Here is a 23,221-nt window from a genome sequence, read left to right as displayed (position 1 = left end):
ATCAGTTCACTCGTGAGAAGTCGGGCGTCCATGCGGGCGCGGCCGGCGGCGGGTTGGGATCGTGGATGGTCGGTGTCACCATGCCCAGCTTCATGCGGGCGTACTGCCGTCCCACCAGCGGGCGCTTGCCTCGGCTCTCGACATAGAGCCACTTGCGGTCATCGAGCCAGCGCCGCTGATAGGCTCTGGCCTTGTAGCCGGTGATGTCGGCCAGTTCTTCGTCCGATAGGATTTCGGATTGCATGCTGTGCTCCATGCCGCGCGTGGTGGCAGAAGGTGGGGAGGGGGTCAGATGATTGCGGTCAGGGTCTGGCTGCCATCCGCATGAGTGGTGGTGATGTGCATTGCAGAACGGCTAGGCGGCCTGATGATGTTCAGCGCCTGGACAAACTTCTCGCACGACACCTCATCCGTGCCGGGCAGGATGGTGGTGCAGAACAGCTCCCGTTCATCCTCGTCCTCAAGCTGAGCTGAAAGCAGCAGGGCAATTTCATGCTCTCGGCAGATGTCGATGATCTGGCGAACCAGCGGACTGATTTGCTCGTCGTACACGTTTTCTTTGGTCATGAGGATTCCTCGCCCGCCGTTCACCGGCAGGCTGGTAGGTGGGTTATGGGTATCTGATGAAGGGTGTGAGGAAAGTTGGGCAGGTGAGCTAGTGTCTATTTGTTCGCCTCACCAACTGCAAACCAATCAGCCCCCTTCCTGACGCAGCTGGCGGGGCGAGCCTCACCGTGGCCCCGTGTAGATGAGCCAGGCCATGTAGGCGAGGGCTGGCGCTGTGTGAGCAGGATCATCAGTAATCCCCCCAGCCCATGCCTTGGATGTGCTCGTTGGGGATGATCAGCTTTTCGGCGACGGGCGCCTCATTCATCATCGACAAGTCACCGAAGTAACCCAGCGCCGCACGGGCGCGCTCCAGGGTAAGCTCGGCATGCCCGAGCTGGCGCGATTTGCGCAATTTGTAGGAGCGCAGGGCGTGGACCTTGTCCGGGTAGGCAAATCGCTTGCTATGCGCATTGGTTTCCTTGAGCACGCGCTTGCGGCGCTTCTTTACGGCGTCCGCCGTCCAACTGTGCTGGTAACCGTTAATCATGTTGACGGTGTATTCATCGGCTACATACCAGCACTGCGCCGTTTCACCGATCACCGTGTAGGTGATGCAATGCACTTCGAGGCCGTCAGGGCCGATTTCATCGACAAAGCGGTAATGATCCGGTCCAGCCTTTATCTTTTCCATGGGCACACTCGTCCTTGCCGCTATAGCGGCTGACTTTGAAGGGGGAGGGAGTTACGGGTAGTTTTTACTGATGCGCTTGGCGATGTCTTCGAGCTGCTCGGCCATGCCCCACATTACGTTGTTGTCGCGGCGTGAGACGACCATGGAGCGGGCGACGTTGCGGCCCTTGAGGATGATGATCGCCAGTCGGATCAGCCAGGCTTCGAGCTTTCGGCGCAGGAACCGCTTCACGGCGTCGCTTCGGCATCAGTTTCAAGGATCGCGTTTGCGGCTTTGATGAATAGATCGCCGCGCTGGGCGCACTTCTTCGGAACGTGGTAGCGGAAGCGGGTGTTACCGGGGTAGTACTCGTCGTACGCCAGGCGGGTACAGACGGTCGCAGCGTCGTCGAGCGCGTGTTTGCGGATCGCCGCGCGTGTCCGTTCCCAGCTGGTCGTCTTCTCCGCCTCCAGCGCATCGACTCGTTGTTGCAATCTGTTCTCGCGGGACTTGGAATATTCGAGGTGCCGCGACAAGGTGCAGGCGAAGTCAGCGGCCAGGCGCTCGTTGATGTACCGGGTGAAGTCGTGACGCTTAAGTCGGGTCTTGAACAAATTGGCGATGTAACCGCGTCCGCCTTCCGAGGTGCTGAGATCAAACTCAGGCTCGGCCGGTTTGTTTTCTGCGGGCATGGGGCGTCCTATGCCGAGTCATGCTCGGGCGGTGGAGAGTGGCGATGGAAAGGGGTGGGTAACGGTTATCTACATGACCTGGGCTGGCACGATCCGGCGAGGTGGGGTATTTGTTCTGCTCAAATAGAGCGAATGCGGGGTGGTTATGGAAAAGATTGAGTCGTGCCCTTACGAAAAGGCGGTGCTCCGCTCAAGGACGCCCTTCATCATTTATGCGTCGCTGGCAATCGCCGCACCAATTACCGCAATTGCGCTTTGCTACGGGTTTGATAAGCCAAGTATGTGGATAGCTAGAAGTGGGGCGATCATGTCCGGTTTGTCGTTTTTGGCTGGCTTGAAAGCCAGAGATATGGCCGACGTTTTCAATGATGAGTCTTTTGCTGGGAACTCATTCGGTATAGCGAGGAGTAAGTACGGATCTCAGATTTCGCGCTTCGTGAAGCTCTCAACCGCACTGGTCATAATCGGAACTGCCGTTTGGGGCTTTGGGGATGAACTGTCAATCGGATTCAGCTCAGTGCAATAGGTGAGGGTGGGTCAGGCCGCCAGGCGCTGGTAAAGCTCGATGATGTCGGCGGCATTTGCTGCAACAAGGGCTTCCGCCTCGTCTGGGCACACGCTGTTTCCGATCAGCCGAACCTGATCCGTTTTGTTGATGTCGCGCCATTCCTCGGCACCGGTAACCGGGTCGACGAACAGCCCACGATCAATGATGTAGTCCTTGTCGAAGCCCTGCGCGGCCTTCAGCTCTGGCGGTTGGAGCATGCGCAGGGTTATGTCCACCAGCACATAGCCGCCGACCATGACCATCTCGGCCGGGTCTTTGAAGTGCTCCGGCAGGTGTTCGTGCATGAATGCAGCACAGCGGCGGGCACCTTCCAGTTGCTCCGGCGTCAGCGTGTTCGGCACCTGTATGACCTCAACCAACGCCACCCGGTCTTTTGTTGGTAGCGTGTGCATTGGCTCGGTGAGCGAAATACCGTCCTTCTCGTTGCCGTAGTACTTCACCAGGTAGGCGTTCGCCAGCCGCTGGTTGGCGCCGGACTGGCAGATGGTCGAGAGCGGCGAGTCGGCCGCGCGCCCGTCCCCGTCGTAGAAACCACCGTTAGCCTGCTCGAAGAACGCCGCCGAAACTGCGTGATGGCCGGTGCTGGTGGCTACCACGCCAAGTGGGTTGGCAACGTCGGCGCCAACCGATCCTTTCCGCAAGGTGACCATGTTCGCAGCAACAAGGGCTTGCTCGCCGCGGTTGGCGCCGGTGACCGTGCGAAAAGAGTCATCTGGAGAATACCCGCTGCGCTCTCCGTGGTGCGTGAGGTGGGTCAGGTGACAGGCCGCCAGCGCGAAGTGGCCGCCCTTGACCTGGGCAACCTGCGTGCGCAGCGGCTCGACCGCGCTGAAGTTGCGCTGCGCTGAGCCGTTGGCGCACTCGGTGAGGAGTGGCGCGGCAACAGGTTGCACCAATGCGTGGTGCGTGCCGCCAGCGCTGATCGTTGAAAGTGATTCGTCCGTACCGTGGGTGCTGGTGTGAGCCGCTGAGGTGCCGCGCATCGGGACAATGAACGGCTTCAGGCTGGTCAGCACATGCCGCCAGCAGCCCTTGGCCACCCGACGCATTGTGTTCACCGCCATTGGCTTGTCGCGGAAGATCGTGCGGCCCAGGTTGTTCCAGTCGATGCACTCCGCAGCTGTGCGCCAAGGCTGCTGTTTGCCCGTCGGAACTTTGTGGCGCTTCGCCGCGGGCCAGACGATTGGTTTGCCGTCACTGCGCGCCACCAGGTACAAGCGCTTGCGGATCGTCGGCGCCCCGGCATTGGCCGCGATGCGCTCTCGCCACTCGACGTTGTAGCCGAGGCCGCGCACCAGCGCTTCCACTGGTACGAACTCACCGATCGATTGCATGACTTCCGGCATATCCGGATGGTCGGCCGCCAAGCCGGTACTGAGCGCGGCAATGAATGACTTGAAGGTCCGGCCGCGCTCAGCCTTGATTGGCTGGCCTTCCTCATCGATCGGCCCCCAGTCGCAGAACTCTTCGACGTTCTCCAGGAACATCAGGCGTGGTCGGGTTGCGTGAGCCCAGCGGACGACCACCCACGCCAGACCGCGTACACCGCGATCGCGTGGCGCGCCGCCCTTGGCCTTGCTGTGGTGGCGGCAGTCTGGGGACGCCCAGAGGATGCCCACCGGCTGCCCGCCTGTGGCGTGGACAGGATCAACTTCGAACACGTCGGCGACGTAGTGGGCTGTTTCTGGGTGGTTGGCACGGTGCACGGCCAAGGCGATCGGGTTGTGGTTTACCGCCACATCCGGCTCCCGATACGCCCGGGCGATGCCGGTGCTGGCGCCGCCACCGCCGGCGAACAGATCCACTACCAGTTCTTTCTGGAATGGTAGGCCCATGCTTGGCTGGCCATGGATGAACTGGGGTTTCTTCTGTTGTGCGGACATAAGGGGGCCTCGCCGGATATATTTGCCGGTCAAACTTCAAGGTGGGTAAAGGGATGCTGAACGATCGCGGGAAGGAACTGCTGAAGCCTTGGATGTCAGTGCAAAATTTTGTTTTGGCCTTGGCCGCGATTTTCTGTATCGCTCTTCTGAAACTCACCAGCAGCGAGCTGGCAAGCTGGGTTCAGGCCGTTGGCTCAATCGCTGCGATTTGGGGAGCATTTCAAATCAGCAATCGCCAAGCCGAAAAGCAAAATGCTGAGAAGGTTCTCGCTGAAAAACAAAAGTCTGAAAGAATAAAAAGCATTCTGCTTTTGTTGGCGAAAAACCAACAGGAGCAACTAAGACTTCTTCACAGTACTATCTTCAATGCCGTAGAGGATTTTGGAGCTAATACCATTAATCCTTATTTAGAAATAGGCTGGAATCTGAAATGGCCGCCGCATATCGAGGCATTGAAATCGATTGACATTATGGAGCTGGATGCAGGGCAGGTGTACATGCTGAACGAGTTAAAAGTTGCCTCTGATTTTGCTCTTGATGTTTGCAAGCGGCTTCCTAACTGGGACCCGTTAAGTGGAACCGCGCAAAAAAACATAACTCTACTTAATCATTATTGGGAAATGGCCGGACTCACTATCAGCATGCTTGACTCCAGTAAAAGAGAATCAGCGCAATAAGTGGGGCGGGTCAGGCCGCCGCTTGAGACTCTTGCTTCGGCGGCCACTCCGTAAACCCAACCTTCGGCGCCTTCGTCTTCGGGTTGATGATTGGCTTGCCTTTGGCGTCCGTCAGGACTGCCTTGAACCTGATCCGCAAGTCACGGCACTGAAGCGTCTTGCGGGCCAGTTCAATGAACTGTTCGGCGTACTGAGGTGCGTCGAACAGCGGCGAGAGCTGGCGAACCGTACCCCCCCCATGATCTGCTCGGTCTTCCTCTCGACCATGGCCAACCACTCAGGCAGAGGGATTTGCTCGACGCCGCCTGGCGCCTGAAGATTCTTGCGGGTGCCTTTGGTGCGCTTCTTGGCCTCGGCCATGGCGACAGCGCGGGTCATGCCAAACACTGCAAATGTGCTCATAACGCACCTTCCTTTGAAGTGAACAGGGATAGTTGGTTGTCGACCCATCGAGGGGGCACGTTTTGTTTGTCGAGCTCGTGCTGAATACGCGCCCGGGCGATCGCCACGTACTGTTCGTCGATCTCGCAGCCGATGAACTTGAAGCCCTCGCGCATTGCTGCTTTACCGGTGCTGCCTGAGCCCATGAACGGATCGAGCGCGGTGCCGCCCGCCGGAGTGATCAAACGAAGCAAGTAGGCCATCAGGTCGGTGGGCTTCACCGTTGGGTGCGTGTTGCCGGTGGTGGCAGCGTTCTCAACTTTACGTAACGTGTTGCCGCGTTTGAATTGGGGACCTGGGTTGATCAGGCCTTCGTGCCGATCGGCGCGGCTCGTCTTGGCGCAGTAGAAGAAGCGGGCGGCGCTGCCGGTGTCGCCGTGAAATGCCCCAGCCACTCGATCGCGCTTGCCAGTGATCTCGCCAGTACTCGCCGCGCTGGCTTCGTTACCGCGCACTGGTGCGCTGGCGCCGGCCTCCGTCGGAAACATCGCAACCACACAGTCGCTTCCGTCGTGAATCAGATTGGCTGGCCAGCGCCCGGCCTTTCGCTCGCCGGTGAATTCCACGTCCTGCTTCCATTTGCCAGTTTCATTGACGTTGTGTCCTGGTGCCATCCGCTTCTGGGTGTATTGGCCGCCGGCGGCATCCGGCCCGTGAATGCGACAGGCGTCTACGTTGATTGGTCCGGTGCCATGTTCCAGAGCATTGGCCGCAACCGTACCTGTCAGCGGCTTGCGGGCCATGCAGATTGGTTCATGCGCCGGTTTGAGAGCGGTGCCCCAGCCTTTGTGGTCACCCTTGAGGTTGTGCGACTTGGGAAAGCCTGAACCGAACACCCACATGATCTGGTCGCGAATCTCGAATCCCGCCATTTCGATACCCACCGCCATATGGTGGTAGGTGCGAGCTGCGGCGAACGACAGCAGGTGTCCGCCGGGCTTAAGTACCCGAAGCGCCTCCGTTGCCCACTCTAGGGTGAAGGACTGGAAGGCGCGCATGCCGTTGGGCGTCAGATCGTACTTGCCAGCCTCGGCCGCAACTGAGCGATGTCCGCCATTCGGGCCGCACGCTGAAGCATGTGACGGCATGCTGGCCCGGTAGGCGGCGCGGTCTTCGATATCCTGGCCATCCCAGCTCTTGCCCATGAACCGAATACCGTAGGGTGGATCGGTCACGACGCTGTCGACCGAGTTGTCAGGTATCTGCCGCATCAGCTTCAGGCAGTCGCCAACCAGTATCTGGAGGGAAGGGGTCATAAGTGATTTCCAGTCAGGCGCCTGCCTCGCCGGCTGGCGTGATTCGTTGAAGTGGGCTATTGGTTTATGCTCGATGCAGCCTGACGGGAGACTGACATGAGATTGCAAAGCGACATCGATGCACTCGCGGCGATCGAGGAAGACGCCAGAGCGATGCTGAAGCGAATAGGAATTCCCGACGACAAGCAGAAACTGGAGGTGATTATTTGCTTGCGGCAGATAATTGAGTTTGCTACCTACGGGCAGTCGATTGACCTATTCACAGACAATTCAGCGCAATAAGTGAGGGCGGTTAGGCACGCCTGGCTTTGAAGTAGCACATGGCCTTCGAGCTATAGCAGTTGTCTTGCAGGTCTTCGTAGGCCTTGTACTTGGCTTGACTGCGCGTGGCTGCCCAGACTGTCTTCACCCAGTGGCGGGCGTCGCCGATGTAATGCTCAACATCGAACCAATCGACCCATGGAGGGATGACTTTCCACTCCTTGAGCGGCAGGGTATCGGCCATTTCGCCGTACTGCATTTCGTGGGTTGGGTGGTGGTTCCGGATACGCTTCTTCGGGTCTTCGTCCAGAACTACGCCGATGTAGTGGTCGCGATCAGCGAGGATGACACCGGGTTTTCCGTAGGCGATGACACGGCGACCGACTTCGGCAGGCACCTGATAGTGCTGCCGGACGTATGCGCAGTTATAGCTCATGGGTTGTCTCCAGTCGGGCGCCGCCCTCCGTGACCTGATGCGAAAAGAGGCTGAGTGTTATCTATGCGCAGATGGCCCGCGACGAAGCCAAAAAATGTGCTGTGTTATGGCAATTTAATTTCGTTGTGCTACCACTGTGTTTGAACAAACTCTGTTCAATCTCAGCGAATGGACTCGACGCATGATCAAAAAAATTATTTTCGCGCTTGCTTTCTTTGTTTTCGCTGGATGCGGTACATCACCACTTAGCGAAAAACAGTTATTAGCCGTTTCGCAAACTCAAACAGGCCGAGCGGATAATGCGATTGCAGAGCCAGTCATTCAGGCTGCAATTGATGATGCGAACTTGGTATGCAGCGAGGTATTAGGTTCGAGAAGCGCCCTAGCCGAGAAAAGATCGAAAAAAAACTTATGGATATCTCTTGGTGGACTCGTAGCTGGCGCCGTGGTGGCTCCAGCTCTGATTAGTGCAAATGCAGCAGCTAATGCGCCATGGATCGCGGCCTTCAGCGGGATGGGCGGCGCAGCTAACATGGCCACGAGAACCATTGATGAAGCGGGATTTAGTGGAGCAGCTGATGCTCAAGTCATGAACAGTATTAGTGCAAGCGTGAAGGAAAAAATGATCGTGGCTATGATAGAGCCAAACGGTCCCAAGGCCAGGTATGAGGCCGCCATTGCTGCCAAAGCGGAATGTCTTTACTACCCCAGGTATGTATACAAGCTGCCATCAGACCCATCACCCGTCCCACCAGTTAAGTAAAGGCGGGCTATGCAGCTCATCAGTGTGAGGTAAGACATCAGTTCGGAGGGAAGTGCTCGTCGCCCGGGTCTTTGCGTAATTCGCGCAGGCTTTCATTCAAAAAAAATGCGCGACACGTTTTCGCTAAACACGATTTCGTGTCGCGGAATGCATAGATACTCGGTGGAGCCTTCGGGTCCGGCCGCATGCGCACACAGAATCAGCAGCTCAATCGCATGCTTGTGGCTGGCCCCGTGCAGGCTCTTGGCAATCTCATTCAGCTGATCGAGAGCACCAGGCCTGACGTGATGTCGGATCAATCCAGGTGGTGTCGACGAAAGCTCTACTGCTGCCTGCGATAGAGCCGCAACCGGGTCAGCATTCAAGATCAGCAGTTGCAACACCTCGCCAGCTTCCTCGATTTCGTTCCAGCGCATCAGATCGGCCAGCATCTCCGTGATGCCGTGGCGCACTTTGTGGCGTAGCTCCACCTCGAGCTTCGCCACCCGCTTCAGTGCCGTCTTGGCCGATCGCTCCTTCCCACTCTTGGCCATGGTCTACCTCTTCAATTCCGCTGGCCGGCAGGCCCAGCCAAGGCTGCCGGCGTCTTTGATTTACTACTCGCTTGATCTTGCTCATGCCGCTGCGTTCACCAGGGTTACGCCGGCCATGCTGAACAGTGAACCTTGCTGTGCAACCAGAGCATCCAACGCTTCCCATTTCACGGTCAGCACGCTGAGCGGTGCGAGGCCACCGGCAACCGCGTGCACCAGCGCTTCAAGGTCCGTGACTTCCGCTCGGTAGGTCACCGGCTTTGCTGTGGCCACTGCGGGCTTCGCAATTGCAGCAACCGCTGGAGCGGCTCTCATCGAGGAGGCGGTCGGTGCTGGTTGTGCAGGTGCCGGCTCGATGACAGCCTTTGCTTTCGCTTCGTCTTCGATCCGCTGCAGCTCTTCCTTCCGAATCCGCTCCCGTTGAGCTTCAGCCTTCACTTCTTCGGCTTTCTGATGCTCCGAGATCCGCACCTTGATCAGCGCGACCAGGTCGTCATTGGCCTTAAGCACCAGCTGCTGGAGGTCGTTAAACAAGAATGTGTGGCTTGCGGCGAGTTCGTCATAGCTGGCCAAGTTGACGCGGATGCTGTCGCCGGTCTGGCTGGCAGCGATCTTCGCCCGGGCCAGCTCTGAGTCGGCGGCATCGCGCAGGCTGCTGATGCTCTTCTTGCCTTTGATGGCGCCGGCGAAGTCTGCCGTCACCGCAGGCATGCGAGCCTTACCGCCCAGTGACGCGTTGATCTGGTCGATGTGGATTTGTAGTGCCTTGGCCGCACCCATGATGATGTCTTCGCGGATGCTGACCTTTCGAGCCTTGACCAGCTTGTCGAGCATCAGGCGCTTGGTGCGTGCCTCGGCGCTGATCTCGTCGATGGTGCGGAAGAGGGCGTCGATGCTTTCGGTTTGGCTCAGTGCGTGTTGCTTGGCCGCAGCCAGGCGCTCTTCAACATCACCGCACCACTTGACCGTCTTCTCGGCATCGGCGAAGTGCTGGTCGGTTTCCAATTCGGTGTTGATCGCCGCAAAGACTGCCAACGAGTGAGCCTTGAACTGCTCCAGATTGCTGGCGGTGACCATGCCGGTGACTTCGATGCGCAGTGCGGGAAGGCTTTCAGGTGTCTTGCCGACGGCCTCAGGCAGAACCTCGGCAGGTGTGAAGTCGAGCAGGTCGGCTTGGAACTGCTTCCACCCGGCAACGAGTGTCGCGGCGCGACCCGGTATCGGCGTGTATTCCATCGATACGAAATTGTCCTCGGTGCCATCGGAACAAACGAAGATCACTTTCTCCGCGCCGCTCACCAGCAGTTGCTGTTCGAGCTGCCAGTAATAGTGCGGGTCGAGGGTACCGGCCAGCACATCAGCGGCGAGCTGTTCGTTCCACATTTTGTGTTCGAACAATGTCTCGCCGAGCATGGTGCAACCATCGAGCGAGGCGAGCAGGTCACCCTCGGTACCGACAACGGGGAACAGGTCTTCGCCTATTCGTTCTTCCAAGATTGGCCGCGCCATTGCTTCGGCTTCATGGCCCTTGTCGAACAGGTATTTCTGCACCCACCACGACACGTCGCGGTCGAGGCCGGTCTTCTTGGCGTGGAGCAGTTCGGTACGCTTCATCTGCTTCGACGCGCCCATCATCGCCGGGGCTTCGGAGGCGGTGAAGTAGTTGGCGCGGAGCGCATGCCAGGCTTCGGAGCCCTGAGCGACGTTATGGATTTTCATTCTTGCTCTCCTTCAATAGGTGCGAGGGCGTTGATCTTTTCGATCTGTTCTTCACTCAGGGTGAATTTGCTGCTGACGGTTGCGATCAGGTGGCCAGGTGATGACTTGCCGGCGTCGACCGCGATCTGCCATTTCGGCAGGTTCTCGGTGAGCTTTTCTTCGGGATAGGGGGGAAGCTCGGCGGTGCCCCGAGTCTTTGTCGGAGAAACATCACGGATGATTGGCGCAGACTCTTCGAGCTCATCGGGGCTGTACACGCCAAGGATCACGTCGGGGCAATAGAGGCGGGACCAGCGCTTGGTGGCGAGGTAGGCCAGCTGTTGGCGGGGATCATCGGCCCAGAGCGTGCTGTTGCGAGTGCGGGCCTGAGCCAGCAGCAGCTCCAGAACGCGAGGCTCGTCCTCGCCGCGGAACGTGGCCCAGACCTTCACGCCCAAGCCTTCTTCGTCTTCCAACTTCCAGCCTGGCTGGCGGTACTGCTTTCCTTCGGTATTGGTCTTGATGTCGAACTTACCGATCACCTTTTCCCAGGCGCCGTACCACTCGTAATGCAGACGGTCCAGCACTGGTGCGCAGGTGGTGATCACCGCGTTGACCAACTGAGCTTCGTAACCGAGCACGCCATTCACCAGGTGCGTTTTCTGCGCGACCGCAAACGGGTTCATCTTCCATTGCATCGACTGCATCACCACAGCGAGACAGTCAGCCGAGTTTCCGTTGAAGTGCTTGGGCACTGTGGCGCGGCCGGTGGCCATGACATCAGCTAGGCGCATCATTTTGTCGAGGCTGTCGCCGTCGAGTACCAGTGCGCTGGTGCTGGTCGCAGCATGAGGAAGAATGTGTAGCGTTTGTTCGTGCGCCACTTGCGCCACGCTTTGAGCAGACATGAGTGTCTCCCGCGCCATCCTTGCGGGGCGCTGTGAAATTGGATTCGAGTTACTTCGGTGCGATCAGATCGGCCAGGGTGATCAGTGCAAGCCAGCCAGACCAGCCGTGAAGGGAGGTTGCGACGCTGCGCCAGATGAGGTGGCAGGTCGTCATGCAGACTCAACGAGCGATAGAAGGCGCTCGCCCAGCTTGATCTTGGCCGCGACCTGCTCTCGAGTGACGCCGGCGATCTGGGCGACCTCAGTCAGTGGCAGGCCTTCACGTCGAAGCTTCGCGCAGCGTTTGGCCAGGCTTTGACCGCGTAGATGTGCGCCGTGGCCGCTCACTGCTCACGCTCCAGTTGAGCAACTCGGTAACGCAGCACCTGCAGGACGCGACCGCCATAACCAGGCTCGGCGTACTGCTCAAGCGGGGCACCGAAGAACCCGCGCCGTTCGGCCAAGCCATAGGCTTCGCGCAGGTTGTGTGCTGTGACGTCTTCGAGCTGTTCGTCGATCAGCGTTTTTACTGGTGATGTGGTCATGATGCCTCCTTGCGCTGCTGGCAGATTTCCCGCAGCCGCTTGCAGTAGTGGTTGAACTCGTCAGTGGTGATCGCGCCATCGGTGAAGAGGCGCGTAATCAGTGCCTGGACCAGCAGGCTGATGTCCTCTGCGCCGGATGGGGCGGCGACGCCATCAAGGGCTTGGTCGATCAGGATGTGAGGGCTCACAGATCGCCATCCACTTCGTCTTCCCTCGCTTCTCGCTCGGCGGCAACCGCGTCGGCGGCGTAGGGCCTGAGCATGGCCATTGCGATTTTTTCGACGGTTTCGACCGGTCGCTGCTCGCCGAGAAGGTCGGCGGCATGTGTGTGAGCTTCGCTCTGGCTGCCAACGATGGACGCAAGCACGATGCGTGCGAATGAATCTCGCTGGTCCAAGCCATCAATCTGGCGCTGGTTGAGATGTCCTTGCAGGTACGTGGCGTATTGATCGGCAGTAATCACGCGAGCCGCGCCAGATCGACGCTTCCAGGTGACATCGGAACCACATACCAGTTGCTCGGCGGAGTGCTCAAGCCACTCTGTTTCCGCGCGATGATCTTCGTTCACTGACGGCGGAAGAAGTTCGTCGTACTCAAACTGAGCTTTGCGTAGTGCTGACATGGTCGGCTCCAAAGTGGCGGTGTTGATCCAACAAAACTCGGCTGCGAGCTCGCTGCACGGCTAGCAGCCGGAGGGCGCCGTGGGAAGTCGCATGCGGGTGGTGTCGGAGGGGATGTAGGGCTGTATCGCTGCTATATTCCAGCGAGTTTTTCGGTGATAAGGAGATCAAAATGAGCTGGGATGAGCGCAGGTACAAAGCGACCTGCAGCGATTGTGGGCATGAAGGTGTACAGATCTGGCGTTCAGACGATTGGGGTAGGACAGAGGAACGCTGGGAAGGCTTTAACACCGTCCCTGCAAAAGACTACGAGTTTTATCGTAAACGCTCCGAAGCGATGATCCCCATGTGCAAGTGTGGAAGCAGGAATGTGGTTACGGACAGAACTCCGTTATCTTAAAGCCAAAGCTTGCCGGTTACGTCTCCGGCGCGGACTTCCACCGCCGTGTTGATTCCCTGGGTTGATGCAGGTGGGCGGTTATAAGCCGCAGTTTCGTCCGCATCGGAGATCGCTCGAATCCCTTTGAGTGTTGCCCGTCTACGCCGCGACAAAATCCGCTCTGGCTCGGGACAAGGTGGCCACCCTGCTATCACGACAGAGGGGCGAGCGATCTCCGATGCGCTCTCGTCGAGAGGATCGGGCAGTTTTCGTCAGGCTGACGTGGCGCTGGTTGGTCAGTCATCGAATCCATAGGAGAAGTCGTCTGGATCGCAGTCGATCACCAGAATAGCGTTGCCGAAGTAAAGGGACGCGAGCATGCGTTCCCACTTCGTGCGAATTCGCATGTTGATTGCCACTTTGTTGTCATCGAGCTTGGCGCTCATCACTTCACCGAACTGTTCTTTCGCGCGGAACCGATCACCAGTTTCGCGCTCACCTTTGATATGAACGTGAAGCGAATGCTTCAGGCTATGAATACCGCGCTCGCCGGAACTATAAATGCGCCGATCTCGACTGCCTTCCGGCTCAGGGTCGAATGCGATGTAGAGGAACTCAGACGAATAGGAGCTGCTTTCTTCGAATCGGATTTCTGGTGAACTCCAGCGCTCTTCGGCGGCCCGCTCTTTGTGCTCATCGATGAACTCATCGAGCAAGGATTTCAGCGAAACCTCGCCGGTAAGTAGTCCGTCGGCAGAAAGAAGCTCGGTGATGCTCTTGTCGGCGTGCTCCAAGATGACCGAGCCCATGGCCGCCTCTTCCCAGCGCTGACGCAGGGCGTTGGCGATGAGCGAGTTGTAACGCTGAAGCTCGAACATGTCGGAAACGTTCGCCGGTAGGGCAGCCTTTACCGCTTCTTTGATCTGGCCTGAGAAGTCACCGTAGGAGCGGAATGCATCCTCGACGACGGACTTGAACATCTTTTCAATACCTTCGTCGATCAGCTCGCGCGGTCGATCGGATGCAGCATAAGTGGCGACCCGCTCGGCCAGAAGCTGCTGAAGTGTTTGTTCGCTCATTTGGTGCTCCGTGCTTGATCGGTTGATTTCCCATCTGGCCCTGTCACCAAGGCCAGCCAGTGAAACCTGTGTTTCGGTCATACGGCCAGAGCAGGGCATTCGGCCCGCCGCACCATCCGGACTTGAGCTGTACGACGATCAGGCACGCGGCGATCACGGCGCATCAACTCGTCATCGAGCATTGAGTGAATGGCGACCAGCGCCGCCAGGACAAAGCACATCGGCGTGATGATCTGCCGCTTCATCGCCTCAGCCACCAGGGCGGTGCGCCGCGTGACGCCGAGCTTGAACATCGCATTGGTGAGGCGCTTTTTAACGGTGCCGGCCTCGATGCCTGCCTCTCGGGCGATCTCTTTCGAGGTGAATCCCTGGGCAATCCAGAGAAGGAACTGAAGCTCTCGCGGTGCAAGGCCGCGACCGAGGTGACCCTTCCATGCGCCGTTGATGATTGTCGCTTCCATCGTAGTGACTCCCGGTTGGTTTCCCGCTGCACCCGGCAGGCCAGGTGTAGTGGTGAAACTGTTCGTAAAACGCCCGGTCACGCTACTGGCGTCAGACCGGGGTTATTGCGTCAGCGATGTTTTGCCTTTCCCCGCTACTGATTGCAGGTCCGGCGCGTCTTTGGTCTGGCGTCGGGACTTCCTGTTCACCCAGCTTGATCAGCGTTGCCAGGTGGTCATTGGTGCTTACAACATGCGACGTACAGTCCCTGGCGCCTGTTTAAGTAGGCACACCGCATGAGGTCCGGCGCTCCTCATAGCCGAGGCTCAGAGCGCTAATTTTGAATCTGTCTCGCGCCGCTTACCGGGTCATTCGCCAGTTCGGTCAACACCTCGACAGCCGTATGGGGTATCCCATCGTGGGCAGGCTTTCGTGCCTGTCTGTCGCCGGTCGCCAGTAGTGGCAGCGCAATTTTGTTCACCTGACTTTCTCTCGCCCCACAGGTGTGGCCGGGGCTGACCTCCCAACGAATCGCCGGGTAATCGTGTATGGCGCAGGTTGTTAAAGAGCGGTCGCGGCTTTCGCTGCTGGGCCGGTGATTAGTTGGCTTGGGACTTATATTAGGCATTGGCTAATTAGTTGTAAATAGGTAATGCCTAATTATTTTCTTGAGGGCATGAAAAAGCCCGCGCTCGGCGGGCTTCGTCTATTCAGTTTCGGTCAGTCTTCCTTGGGTACAACCCAAGAAATCTGCACTCCACCATCATCCTGGTGCGCCACGGTCACGTTGTCCGCCTCGGCGATATCCTCGAGCAGTTGCACCCAATCATCCGGCGATTCATCTGGAGCTTTGTAGATGACCGCTCGCTTCGAGGTTTGCGCGCCAGTTGAGTTGATGATCTTCTGAATGCGAGTGCCGAGCAGCTCGTAGGAGGAGGGTAGTTTTGGTGCGGCGGCTTTCTTGGCCATGGGGTGTGCTCGCATATACTGGTTGAATATCCAGTATATGGATGGCCTGGCGATTGGCAAGCAAGGGAGGATAAGCGGGCAACAAAAGGCCCTCATTCGACGGGCCTGGAAGGGGTGATAGCGCCCGATCGGACTCAGTGCAGCTTGGTATAAGCGCTTGAATTGCTTGCTGCGCGGATCTGCTCGATATCGACTACTGCAGCCTCCACAATCTCAAGGGCGTGAGAAATGCGTAGCAATGCTTGCTCAGGGTATGCCTGAGTCGTAGGGGTAACCCCCTTCATGCCCGTGGCCAGTGCCAGTTGGACATCTGCCATTCGAGAAAGCAGCGACAGGGTGAGTTTGTCAGAAACCATAGATCGATCCTCTGGGCGTTCTAGACAGATTAGCCGGGGAGGGCGGATACGAAAAGCCCGGCGCTGGGCCGGGCTTTTTTTACTGCAGTGTTGTAGGTATACCTTGCTTTATCTGCTTCAAAAGCTCGCCTCTATCTTCGGCATAGCTGATTACGCGGACCCCCTCAAAGGACTGAAGCTCTTCAGATATTTCTCTGTAAGCCTTCAGCAATTTTGGTTTTCCAGATTCTGGCGGTCCCGCAACGAACAAGGTGTCCTCTGCGAGCTGATGCGCTCCATTCAGCCGTCTAACTTTGGAAATCCATGCATCGCCATGCTCCAAGATTTTTGAAGGCTCATCGTGGCCTAGATGGATTGGCTTGATAGCCTGGACTGGCATCTGCCCCTCGCAGAGTACAAATGGAAATTTTACTGGGTAATCGGAGGTACCTAATTTCCTTTCGCTGTAGCGCTGCCGCAGATGGGAGTCTGCCAAAAGCTTGCCAAGCTGCTTCTCAAGAGCTGTTTCCTGATACTCCTTGGTAGCGAAGCTATGATTGACGTAGTGGTCAAACAAAGCCTTCAGCGCAACGTCAGCATTATCAGTTGCCATCGTTCCTGGATCGCTGAATCGCATCATCGTTTCTCGCGGATGGATGAGATGCTTGAAAGTGTTTAACAAAGCTCCAAGGTCGCCACGATTTTGTGTGAAAAATCCGCTGAGCCTTGCAAGCTCTGCGTTCATCTCGCGGCGAGCCCTCTGAAAAATCTTAGAGTCGAGGCTTGGGAAGAAATTTGTAACGCGTTGCCGTTTCTGCTCGATTTTGAAGCGAAAGTCGCCATTATTGGCGATCAACACGATACCAATATTTACGAACTCACCTGTTTCAGGGTAAGGCAAGAACCTGAGAATTGAGTAGTTGCAGATGTATTTCATAGGGGTCCCCAGAACCGCTCTTCCCTGAACACTTCTAGAATTTCTAGACGGTCAGCCAATGTAGGCTCGGTCTCGTCAATGTGGTCGCTGTCTCGGTAGATCCAGTCATCTGGCAAAAGGGCAGTGATCGTACCCCAGTTCAAGACCCCCCCGTTAAGCATTTGCGAGTATTCCTGACGGGTGACGTAATCCCTGAAACCCGCACGACTATCTCGGAATACATGGCTTTCTATAAAGTCATCGCAATTGAAGGTTCTGTCAAACGCCAGGTTGTGATCTATGACGTTCAGCGAGCCCTGAGCATCTAGGATTAGATTCACGTTTCCGCCCATGGGGCCCAGGCAGCGATCCTCGTTCCGAACCCACCAATCGAAGAGTAGAACTCTTCGCTTCAGTTCGGCCGAGGTGGTGTTTATGTTGCTCAGAGTGAAGTCGGAGGCGTTTTCTACCGCCCTGGATGCGAACGCAAGTCCTCCACCTAGGTCTCCAACATTGGGTATAGCGCTGAAGGCAATGAGCTCGGGAGGCACATGCATAAGTCGCCATGTTGGAATTGGGAGCTCAAGGCTTCTGCCAAGCTCGGCGCCGAGAACCTCTGAAATGAGGGCAGGGCCGCCGGATTTCGCTAGGCCTTTCACAAAATAAGAATGCCCATCATCGGCACGAACGATAAAGGGCTTTATTGAGTAGCCTTGATGGCTTTGTCGCACTATCTCAATGGCATTGATGATTTCAGGCATGTACCTGACTTCCCTGTGCTATGCGGTCCAAGACCAAAATAAGTAGATCAAGATCCTAGATCTCTTGCTTTCCCGGGTCGGCTACCTGGCGTACATCGCCCACCAGAACACATGCCCAAGGATGTGCATTTGCTCATCCTGCATTTGCTGGAAGGTGTAGTCCTCGTCGGGATGGTCGTCGCGGTTAAAGCTGCGCAGCCGAAGACCTGCCGGAAGGCGGTACAGCTGCTTAACCCTCAGCTGGCCATTATGGTTGAGCGCATACAAATCGCCGTCGATTACGTCGCTCAATCCGGTTTTGCCGAGGTTGACGCCAACAGTTGCGCCGTCGCGAAGCACCGGCAGCATGCTGTTTCCCCGGACGGTCACGCATTTGGCCTTGTCAAACTGAACGTTATTCTCGCGCAGATTCTTCTTTCGAAAGCGCAAGCTCTCGCCCCCGTCCTCTTCGATAGCGAAGCGGCCCGATCCGGCAGATAGTTCGACCTCACGCAAAAACGGGACCTCAACTTCGTCATCGCCAAGGGGCGTTTTTTCGTCCCATGGCCTGATGTCGGACAAGTGAATATCGACTCGCGCTTTGGGTTTCGGCTCGAGCTCAGCCCCGGGGGTCGTAAGAATATCGCCCATGCGATCGCTCAAGCCCCAGTGAGCCGGCTTCACAACGTCCGAGAAATACTCGATCAGCTCCATGAGCTTTGATTTGTCGATTCGCCCCGTCTTTACCCAGCCTTGGACAGACGGGCCCGCCACGCCGAAATCTTCGGCGAGCTTCTTCTTTGTAACGCCTTTGGCGACCCGAGCTTGCTCGATGGCTGCGCCTAATTCCGATCCTGTAAGCATTGCCTAATTAAGCCTATCCATTAGCCGAGTAGGCAATGGCTTGTTATAGATTAGCTAATGCCTTATATTTTGCGCATGACAAAACGGAGAAACCCCCATGACACCAGCAGAAGCGGTTCGAAAGGCAGCCGGTATTTTGGGCAGCCAAACAGCGCTAGCCAGCCGTCTTGATGTTCGAACTCCAACTGTTAGCCAGTGGTGTTCAGGAGATCGACCGGTTCCGGCAGCAAGAGCAATTCAGATTGAGACGTTCACAAATGGCGAGGTGAAGAGGGAGGAACTTTGCCCGTCATTCCCCTGGGCTGAGATGGCCGCCTGAAGCGAAACCCTGTCCGCCGATCCATGTAGCCAGTATCGGCCCTGCCGGCCTCCGCGGATAGAAACCCGAAGTCGCTGTTGATTCATCCAGTACTCAAATTCCAGACACAAAAAAGCCGACGGAGAGGTCGGCTGATTCGCAAAACTAGAGAGACCCGATTATGCAGAGCCAGCCCATTTCAAGCAATACCCCGATCCATGTCGCGACACGTTTTCAGAATTCGCAAAACGTGTCGCGTACTGAAATCGTCACCCTTATAGATGGCGAGGCCGTCACTACGACCCTGGCAATTGCTTCTGGCTGCAGCGTCGATCACGCAAGCGTTATCAAGCTTGTTCGCACGTATCAGGCTGATCTGGAAGAGTTCGGCTTGCTCGGATTTGAAATCCAGCCAAGACCAGCCGGCCAGCACGGCGGCGCAGATACTGAATTTGCCATTCTCAACGAGCAGCAGTCGACGCTCATCCTCACCTATATGCGCAACAGCCCGATTGTTCGTGAGTTCAAAAAGCGCCTCGTTAAGGAATTCTGGAGCCTGGTTCATGCCAAGCCAGCCTTCGACTATGCCGCCGCCCTAAACGATCCGCGCACCTTGCTTGTCTTGCTCACCGACAACGTGAAAAAAGTCGTAGCTCTGGAAGCGGACAACTCTGAGCTGTCCCACGAAAACCTGATGCTCGAGCAGAAGGTCGCCGCCGACGCGCCGAAGGTGGGTTTCTTCGATGCCGTGACTGTCACGCACGAAACCTACTCGGTGGCTGAAGCTGCAAAGCTGATCGGCACTGGGCAGAACCGCCTGATGGCGTTCTTGCGTCAACGCCGCTGGGTCACTATCCGCAAGAACGAACCCATGCAAGGCCCTATTGAATCCGGTTACCTGACCTCGAAGCTCAGTACTTTTGAACATCCGGAGAACGGCAAAACGACGGTGGTCACTCCTCGGGTGACCGGTAAGGGACTAACAAAACTTCAGGCTATGTGGTCTCGCCGCGAAGCCGATCTGCTGGGAGGTGCGCAGTGATCACCACCGAGCGCCTTCAGCTGTCTCTCCGCGTTGCCGATCGTGCGATGACTCATCAATCCGCTCTCGACGATCTTGCCGAAGCTCAGCGCCGTCTTGACCAAGGTTACGCCGACTTCTTCGAAGAGCATGGCCGCCCATTTGACGATCGCCGCCCAATCAACCCGGAGGTCGAAGAGTTCCTTCCGGTTATCGACGCGACTCGTCACCTCTACATCGCTCGCTGCAACGCCCGTCAAGCCGTCAACACAGCCAAGCGCAAGCTGAAGCTGGCCGTTCGTGCTGTCGAGCGTTATGACGTAGCCATCACCACACAGGAAGCCGCGTAATGGCTGGAGATTGGATAAAAATGCGCATCGACCTTCAGACCCATCCGAAAGTTTTCCGCATGGTGTCCGCATTGCAAGCGGACAGACTTCGGATCATCGGCGGACTGCACATCGCTTGGAGCATCTTTGACACCCATTGTGATGATGGCGTGTTGGTCGGTTACACCACAGATGCAATGGATGCGGTCATTGGCTGGCCAGGCTTCACGCAGGCCATGATTGACGTTGAGTGGGTGGCCCTCGATGACTGTGGAAGCCTTGTAATGCCTCGCTTTGACGAGCACAACGGCAAGAGTGCGAAGCGCCGCGCCAATGACAATGAGCGCAAGCGCAATACTCGCAATGGTGAGTCTGTCCGCAATATGTCCGCTAGTGATGCGGACAAAAAGCGGACCAGAGAAGAGAAGAGAAGAGAAGAGAAAGATCAAAAGCCTTTTGGCGATGATGCAGTCGATCCTGCGGAGCTGTTCGCACGGTTCTGGGCGCTGTATCCCCGCAAGGTGAGTAAGGACGCTGCGCGCAAGGCCTGGGACAAGCTTGATCTGTCCGTAGAACTTTTTGAGGCCATGATCCAAGCCTTGGGCGCGCAGAGCCTCAGCGTCGACTGGACCAAGGACAACGGCCAATTCATCCCGCACGCCTCGACGTGGCTCAATGGCAAGCGCTGGGAAGACGAAGTGCCAGTGCCGGCCCCCGCGGGCAGCAATGTCCATCAGCTTCGGCCGCAGCGTCAGGCGAACGGCCCAGACTTTGATGACCAGACATGGGCGAATGACATCGGTGGCGGCCTATGAGCAACAAGCCTAAACGGCCAAGAAGCGCCGCGCAGTTGATGAGCATCGTCGGCGCCACCACGGACCTGAGGTCCGCCATTGCGGATTATCAGCCGGCACCCATGCCGGTCATGCCCAAGACTTTGCCGTCCGGCACCGTGGAAGTGGTCAACGCCCTGTTCAAGGAGTTGCAGGCGATTTTCCCGGCATGGAGGCAGGCTTGGCCCGACGACGACGCCCTGCGCGCAGCCAAACGCAGCTGGACCAAGGCCTTCATCGTTGCCGAGATCAACACCTTGGAGCAGATCCGGTACGGCCTGCAGAATTGCCGCCAGAGCGGGACGGACTTCGCGCCGAGTGTGGGCAAGTTCATCAAGTGGTGTTTGCCGACGCCGGCGATGATGGGCATTCCATCGCACGACAAGGCGTTTCGTGAAGCGCTGTTGAACCTGCACCCGGCTCGCCGCACTTCTCGCGAATGGTCGCATCCGGCCGTGCGTCACGCCGCACTGCAATGCGAGATGCACAACCTCGCGGACCTGGTATCGGAAAAGGCCAGCAAGGTGTTTGACCGTGCCTACGACATCACCATCCGCAGGCTGGTCGATGGGCTTCCGCTGGAGGACATCGCGATCGGCATTGGCCATGACAGCCAGAAATCGGAAGTTGAATTGGCCGAGGAGTTCGGTGCCCAGCGTCAGGTGCGACTGCTTGAAATTCAGGGGATTCCAACTTCAGGCGACGCAGCGCGCGTGCAGCTGCTGGCTCGATTGAACATCAAGCGTGAGACGCAGCGTGGCAGCAGGGAGTTAGCCCATGGGTAGCGTAATCCTTAAACCGCGCCACTTCTGGTCAGCCGGCTCAAACCGCATTCGTGAAGTGTTCAAGGTCGCGTATCTGTTCGCCACCGAGCTTTCCGCCGCCGGCGCCGTCGAGATCATCGTCCGGCCCGTGAAGTCCCGTCGCACGCTGGAACAGAACGCCAAGCTCTGGGCAATGCTCGGCGACATCTCGCGCCAGGTGGAGTGGCCGGTCAACGGCCTGATGCAGCGCCTGGACAGCGAGGACTGGAAAGCGCTGATGACGGCGGCGGCTCGTCAAGAAATCCGAATGGCCCAGGGCGTCAACGGAGGGGTGGTGATGCTCGGTGTCAGCACCAAGCGCATGAGCGTCCAGGAGTTGGGCGACGTGATCGAGTGCATGTACGTCTTCGGCGCCGAGAAGGGCGTCACCTGGAGTGAGCCGAAAGGGCAGATGCCTGAACAGTGGGAGGCGGCCGCTTGATCAAGAAATCGGGTTTCGCTAAGTCCCCGCGAGTGTTCCGAAAGAAGAAGTGCAAAAACGCCGAATGCCGGACCGAGTTTGTTCCGGTTAGAGAATTGCAGGCCGCTTGTGGCGTCCCGTGCGCCATTGCGATCACCAACGCCAACAAGGAGAAGGCCCGTAAATCACTGGCGCGCCAGGAGCGGGCAGAGATCCGCGAGAAGCGGGTAAAGCTCAAGAGCCGGGCGCAGTACCTAAAGGAAACGCAGGCCGTGTTCAACGAATGGGTGAGGGCGCGTGATGCAGCCCTGCCATGCGTGAGTTGCGGCCGGCATCACCAGGGTCAATGGCACGCCGGGCACTATCGCACTGTGGGAGCGAATCCCGAACTGCGCTTCGAGCCGCTGAACGTCTGGAAACAGTGCGCACCCTGCAATAACCACAAGTCCGGCGACATCGTGAATTACCGGATTGAGCTGGTTAAGCGCATCGGCACTGAGCGTGTTGAGTGGCTGGAGGGACCGCATGAGCCGAAGCGTTACACCATCGAAGAGTTGAAAACCATCAAGGCCAATTACCGGGCAAAGACCAGAGAACTGAAGAGGGAAGCAGCATGAGGCTGATCAACGCAAGACAGGTATGGACTGAGTCGCAGCACGAATCGAACGCGTCGATCAGCGCTGTGGCAATCGAGAAAGCGGAGTCGGCTCCAGTACAGAAGGGCAACCGCATGCGCCGCCATGAGGCCGTATTTGCCGCCCTGGGCGAGGACAAGGAGGAGCGCATCCAGATCGTTCGGCAGAAGATCAGCATCAGCGAGACCCGCCGCACGCCGATTGGTCGGTCCACCGCCCGCGCCGCGCACCTGGCCACCATCGGCAAGGTCTTGCGCGCCATCGACACGCTGCCGTTCCAGGTGCAGCAGTTCGGGCACTACCTCTACCACCCGGCAATGACCATGCGCCACGTCATGAACGCCGTTCTGCTGATCACCGCCCACGCCAAGTTGCCAGACCTCACTTCGGCAAAGCGCGTGAAGGCGCAGTACCTGGTGACCCTGGCCCTGCAATCGTACAAGGGTGAGGTCGTCGGGGCGGCGGAGTGGGGGCCGGCCCGGGTCGCCGCTGAGATGAAAACCTTCTTCGGCGTGACGATTGACCCAAAGAACTGGACGCGTGACTGGCTGGATCTGTGGGAATCCCTGAAAGAAGTCATCAAGGAAGTGGATATTCAGGCACAACAACCGGTATGGCAGGTGATACACGCGGAAAAAGAAGAAGAGGCGGCATAAATATATTGACATGACGGGGAATT

The 23,221-nt window shown here is 57.6% G+C and carries 34 protein-coding genes and 1 pseudogene; 12 read left to right on the top strand and 23 right to left on the bottom strand.

The features are described 5' to 3' along the window. Position 1 precedes the first annotated feature (1 nt). The 5 genes from AC1DHT_RS04785 to AC1DHT_RS04765 form a co-directional block, all read right to left on the bottom strand. Positions 2-244 (bottom strand): DUF4224 domain-containing protein, encoded by a 243-nt coding sequence (locus AC1DHT_RS04785; protein ID WP_262116362.1) that lies wholly within the window; start codon positions 242-244, stop codon positions 2-4. 44 nt (positions 245-288) lie between these two features. Further along, positions 289-567, bottom strand: coding sequence for a hypothetical protein (locus AC1DHT_RS04780; protein WP_262116361.1), 279 nt, complete (start codon positions 565-567; stop codon positions 289-291). 229 nt (positions 568-796) lie between these two features. Further along, a complete protein-coding gene (locus AC1DHT_RS04775) occupies positions 797-1,240 on the bottom strand; it encodes a hypothetical protein (RefSeq protein WP_477760931.1) in 444 nt (147 codons plus the stop codon). Positions 1,241-1,291: 51 nt separating this feature from the next. Beyond that, positions 1,292-1,471 carry a hypothetical protein gene (locus tag AC1DHT_RS04770; RefSeq protein WP_477760930.1) on the bottom strand — a complete coding sequence of 60 codons (180 nt, stop codon included), beginning with the start codon at positions 1,469-1,471 and terminating at the stop codon, positions 1,292-1,294. Then, a complete protein-coding gene (locus AC1DHT_RS04765; RefSeq protein ID WP_477760929.1) occupies positions 1,468-1,911 on the bottom strand; it encodes a hypothetical protein in 444 nt (147 codons plus the stop codon). The genes AC1DHT_RS04770 and AC1DHT_RS04765 overlap by 4 nt, the downstream gene beginning before the upstream one ends. Before the next feature lie 145 nt (positions 1,912-2,056). Here AC1DHT_RS04765 and AC1DHT_RS04760 point away from each other — a divergent pair, with 145 nt between their 5' ends. Next, a complete protein-coding gene (locus tag AC1DHT_RS04760) occupies positions 2,057-2,437 on the top strand; it encodes a hypothetical protein (RefSeq protein ID WP_477760928.1) in 381 nt (126 codons plus the stop codon). 11 nt (positions 2,438-2,448) lie between these two features. On the opposite strand, the gene AC1DHT_RS04755 is transcribed toward AC1DHT_RS04760, so the two are convergent. Then, entirely contained in the window at positions 2,449-4,362 is a 1,914-nt protein-coding gene (locus AC1DHT_RS04755) for a DNA cytosine methyltransferase (RefSeq protein ID WP_477760927.1), read from the bottom strand. Between the two features lie 53 nt (positions 4,363-4,415). Between AC1DHT_RS04755 and AC1DHT_RS04750 the strand changes: the two genes are divergently transcribed. After that, a complete protein-coding gene (locus tag AC1DHT_RS04750; protein WP_477760926.1) occupies positions 4,416-5,039 on the top strand; it encodes a hypothetical protein in 624 nt (207 codons plus the stop codon). Between the two features lie 111 nt (positions 5,040-5,150). Here AC1DHT_RS04750 and AC1DHT_RS04745 read toward each other — a convergent pair whose 3' ends face one another. Both AC1DHT_RS04745 and AC1DHT_RS04740 read right to left on the bottom strand, forming a co-directional pair. Then, on the bottom strand, positions 5,151-5,441 hold the full coding sequence (locus tag AC1DHT_RS04745; protein ID WP_477760925.1) for a hypothetical protein: 291 nt from the start codon (positions 5,439-5,441) through the stop codon (positions 5,151-5,153). Continuing rightward, positions 5,438-6,736 carry a DNA-methyltransferase gene (locus AC1DHT_RS04740; protein ID WP_477761304.1) on the bottom strand — a complete coding sequence of 433 codons (1,299 nt, stop codon included), beginning with the start codon at positions 6,734-6,736 and terminating at the stop codon, positions 5,438-5,440. Before AC1DHT_RS04740 ends, AC1DHT_RS04745 begins: the two co-directional genes overlap by 4 nt. Before the next feature lie 96 nt (positions 6,737-6,832). Here AC1DHT_RS04740 and AC1DHT_RS04735 point away from each other — a divergent pair, with 96 nt between their 5' ends. Beyond that, complete coding sequence (locus tag AC1DHT_RS04735; protein WP_477761303.1) at positions 6,833-7,018, top strand: hypothetical protein; 186 nt, start codon at positions 6,833-6,835, stop codon at positions 7,016-7,018. Positions 7,019-7,028: 10 nt separating this feature from the next. Here the strand turns inward: AC1DHT_RS04735 and AC1DHT_RS04730 are convergent, their stop codons facing one another. Then, positions 7,029-7,433 (bottom strand): hypothetical protein, encoded by a 405-nt coding sequence (locus AC1DHT_RS04730; RefSeq protein WP_477761302.1) that lies wholly within the window; start codon positions 7,431-7,433, stop codon positions 7,029-7,031. A gap of 181 nt (positions 7,434-7,614) precedes the next feature. Between AC1DHT_RS04730 and AC1DHT_RS04725 the strand changes: the two genes are divergently transcribed. Then, complete coding sequence (locus AC1DHT_RS04725) at positions 7,615-8,196, top strand: hypothetical protein (RefSeq protein WP_477761301.1); 582 nt, start codon at positions 7,615-7,617, stop codon at positions 8,194-8,196. Between the two features lie 92 nt (positions 8,197-8,288). On the opposite strand, the gene AC1DHT_RS04720 is transcribed toward AC1DHT_RS04725, so the two are convergent. The 14 genes and pseudogenes from AC1DHT_RS04720 to AC1DHT_RS04655 all read right to left on the bottom strand — a co-directional run. Beyond that, positions 8,289-8,729 (bottom strand): hypothetical protein, encoded by a 441-nt coding sequence (locus AC1DHT_RS04720; RefSeq protein ID WP_477761300.1) that lies wholly within the window; start codon positions 8,727-8,729, stop codon positions 8,289-8,291. Positions 8,730-8,810: 81 nt separating this feature from the next. Next, the gene (locus tag AC1DHT_RS04715) at positions 8,811-10,448 is read right to left on the bottom strand and encodes a YqaJ viral recombinase family protein (RefSeq protein WP_477761299.1); all 1,638 of its coding nucleotides are present in this window, start codon (positions 10,446-10,448) and stop codon (positions 8,811-8,813) included. Further along, a complete protein-coding gene (locus tag AC1DHT_RS04710; RefSeq protein WP_477761298.1) occupies positions 10,445-11,335 on the bottom strand; it encodes a RecT family recombinase in 891 nt (296 codons plus the stop codon). The genes AC1DHT_RS04715 and AC1DHT_RS04710 overlap by 4 nt, the downstream gene beginning before the upstream one ends. 150 nt (positions 11,336-11,485) lie before the next feature. Continuing rightward, positions 11,486-11,662: a hypothetical protein gene (locus AC1DHT_RS04705; protein ID WP_477761297.1), complete on the bottom strand. Its 177-nt coding sequence runs from the start codon at positions 11,660-11,662 to the stop codon at positions 11,486-11,488. Then, a complete protein-coding gene (locus tag AC1DHT_RS04700; protein WP_477761296.1) occupies positions 11,659-11,859 on the bottom strand; it encodes a hypothetical protein in 201 nt (66 codons plus the stop codon). Before AC1DHT_RS04700 ends, AC1DHT_RS04705 begins: the two co-directional genes overlap by 4 nt. After that, positions 11,856-12,047 (bottom strand): hypothetical protein, encoded by a 192-nt coding sequence (locus tag AC1DHT_RS04695; protein ID WP_477761295.1) that lies wholly within the window; start codon positions 12,045-12,047, stop codon positions 11,856-11,858. Before AC1DHT_RS04695 ends, AC1DHT_RS04700 begins: the two co-directional genes overlap by 4 nt. Next, positions 12,044-12,481, bottom strand: a complete 438-nt coding sequence (locus tag AC1DHT_RS04690; protein WP_477761294.1) for a hypothetical protein — start codon at positions 12,479-12,481, stop codon at positions 12,044-12,046. Before AC1DHT_RS04690 ends, AC1DHT_RS04695 begins: the two co-directional genes overlap by 4 nt. A 673-nt stretch (positions 12,482-13,154) precedes the next feature. Next, on the bottom strand, positions 13,155-13,937 hold the full coding sequence (locus AC1DHT_RS04685; RefSeq protein ID WP_477761293.1) for a hypothetical protein: 783 nt from the start codon (positions 13,935-13,937) through the stop codon (positions 13,155-13,157). 77 nt (positions 13,938-14,014) lie between these two features. After that, the gene (locus AC1DHT_RS04680) at positions 14,015-14,398 is read right to left on the bottom strand and encodes a response regulator transcription factor (protein ID WP_477761292.1); all 384 of its coding nucleotides are present in this window, start codon (positions 14,396-14,398) and stop codon (positions 14,015-14,017) included. A gap of 700 nt (positions 14,399-15,098) precedes the next feature. Further along, complete coding sequence (locus tag AC1DHT_RS04675; RefSeq protein WP_477761291.1) at positions 15,099-15,347, bottom strand: DUF1654 domain-containing protein; 249 nt, start codon at positions 15,345-15,347, stop codon at positions 15,099-15,101. A gap of 134 nt (positions 15,348-15,481) precedes the next feature. Beyond that, positions 15,482-15,703 (bottom strand): hypothetical protein, encoded by a 222-nt coding sequence (locus AC1DHT_RS04670; RefSeq protein WP_477761290.1) that lies wholly within the window; start codon positions 15,701-15,703, stop codon positions 15,482-15,484. A gap of 79 nt (positions 15,704-15,782) precedes the next feature. Beyond that, positions 15,783-16,619: a DUF3037 domain-containing protein gene (locus AC1DHT_RS04665; protein WP_477761289.1), complete on the bottom strand. Its 837-nt coding sequence runs from the start codon at positions 16,617-16,619 to the stop codon at positions 15,783-15,785. After that, entirely contained in the window at positions 16,616-17,359 is a 744-nt protein-coding gene (locus tag AC1DHT_RS04660; protein WP_477761288.1) for a HipA family kinase, read from the bottom strand. Before AC1DHT_RS04660 ends, AC1DHT_RS04665 begins: the two co-directional genes overlap by 4 nt. 81 nt (positions 17,360-17,440) lie before the next feature. Next, positions 17,441-17,920, bottom strand: a pseudogene (locus AC1DHT_RS04655) (S24 family peptidase); the annotation flags it as partial. A gap of 379 nt (positions 17,921-18,299) precedes the next feature. Between AC1DHT_RS04655 and AC1DHT_RS04650 the strand changes: the two are divergent. The 8 genes from AC1DHT_RS04650 to AC1DHT_RS04615 all read left to right on the top strand — a co-directional run bounded on the left by AC1DHT_RS04650 (position 18,300) and on the right by AC1DHT_RS04615 (position 23,198). After that, complete coding sequence (locus tag AC1DHT_RS04650; protein ID WP_477761287.1) at positions 18,300-18,521, top strand: Cro/CI family transcriptional regulator; 222 nt, start codon at positions 18,300-18,302, stop codon at positions 18,519-18,521. 160 nt (positions 18,522-18,681) lie between these two features. Then, positions 18,682-19,542 carry a phage antirepressor KilAC domain-containing protein gene (locus AC1DHT_RS04645; protein ID WP_477761286.1) on the top strand — a complete coding sequence of 287 codons (861 nt, stop codon included), beginning with the start codon at positions 18,682-18,684 and terminating at the stop codon, positions 19,540-19,542. Beyond that, the gene (locus tag AC1DHT_RS04640) at positions 19,539-19,871 is read left to right on the top strand and encodes a hypothetical protein (protein WP_477751957.1); all 333 of its coding nucleotides are present in this window, start codon (positions 19,539-19,541) and stop codon (positions 19,869-19,871) included. The genes AC1DHT_RS04645 and AC1DHT_RS04640 overlap by 4 nt, the downstream gene beginning before the upstream one ends. Beyond that, entirely contained in the window at positions 19,871-20,665 is a 795-nt protein-coding gene (locus AC1DHT_RS04635; protein ID WP_477751958.1) for a Pyocin large subunit-like protein, read from the top strand. Before AC1DHT_RS04640 ends, AC1DHT_RS04635 begins: the two co-directional genes overlap by 1 nt. Further along, complete coding sequence (locus tag AC1DHT_RS04630; RefSeq protein ID WP_477751959.1) at positions 20,662-21,468, top strand: replication protein P; 807 nt, start codon at positions 20,662-20,664, stop codon at positions 21,466-21,468. Before AC1DHT_RS04635 ends, AC1DHT_RS04630 begins: the two co-directional genes overlap by 4 nt. After that, the gene (locus AC1DHT_RS04625) at positions 21,461-21,928 is read left to right on the top strand and encodes a recombination protein NinB (protein ID WP_477751960.1); all 468 of its coding nucleotides are present in this window, start codon (positions 21,461-21,463) and stop codon (positions 21,926-21,928) included. Before AC1DHT_RS04630 ends, AC1DHT_RS04625 begins: the two co-directional genes overlap by 8 nt. Then, positions 21,925-22,524, top strand: coding sequence for a recombination protein NinG (locus tag AC1DHT_RS04620; RefSeq protein ID WP_477751961.1), 600 nt, complete (start codon positions 21,925-21,927; stop codon positions 22,522-22,524). Before AC1DHT_RS04625 ends, AC1DHT_RS04620 begins: the two co-directional genes overlap by 4 nt. Beyond that, positions 22,521-23,198: a hypothetical protein gene (locus AC1DHT_RS04615; protein ID WP_477751962.1), complete on the top strand. Its 678-nt coding sequence runs from the start codon at positions 22,521-22,523 to the stop codon at positions 23,196-23,198. The genes AC1DHT_RS04620 and AC1DHT_RS04615 overlap by 4 nt, the downstream gene beginning before the upstream one ends. Positions 23,199-23,221 lie beyond the last annotated feature (23 nt).

It is taken from the genome of Pseudomonas sp. 05N432 (genome assembly GCF_056396945.1).
This window is presented reverse-complemented; position numbering and strand designations above follow the sequence as displayed.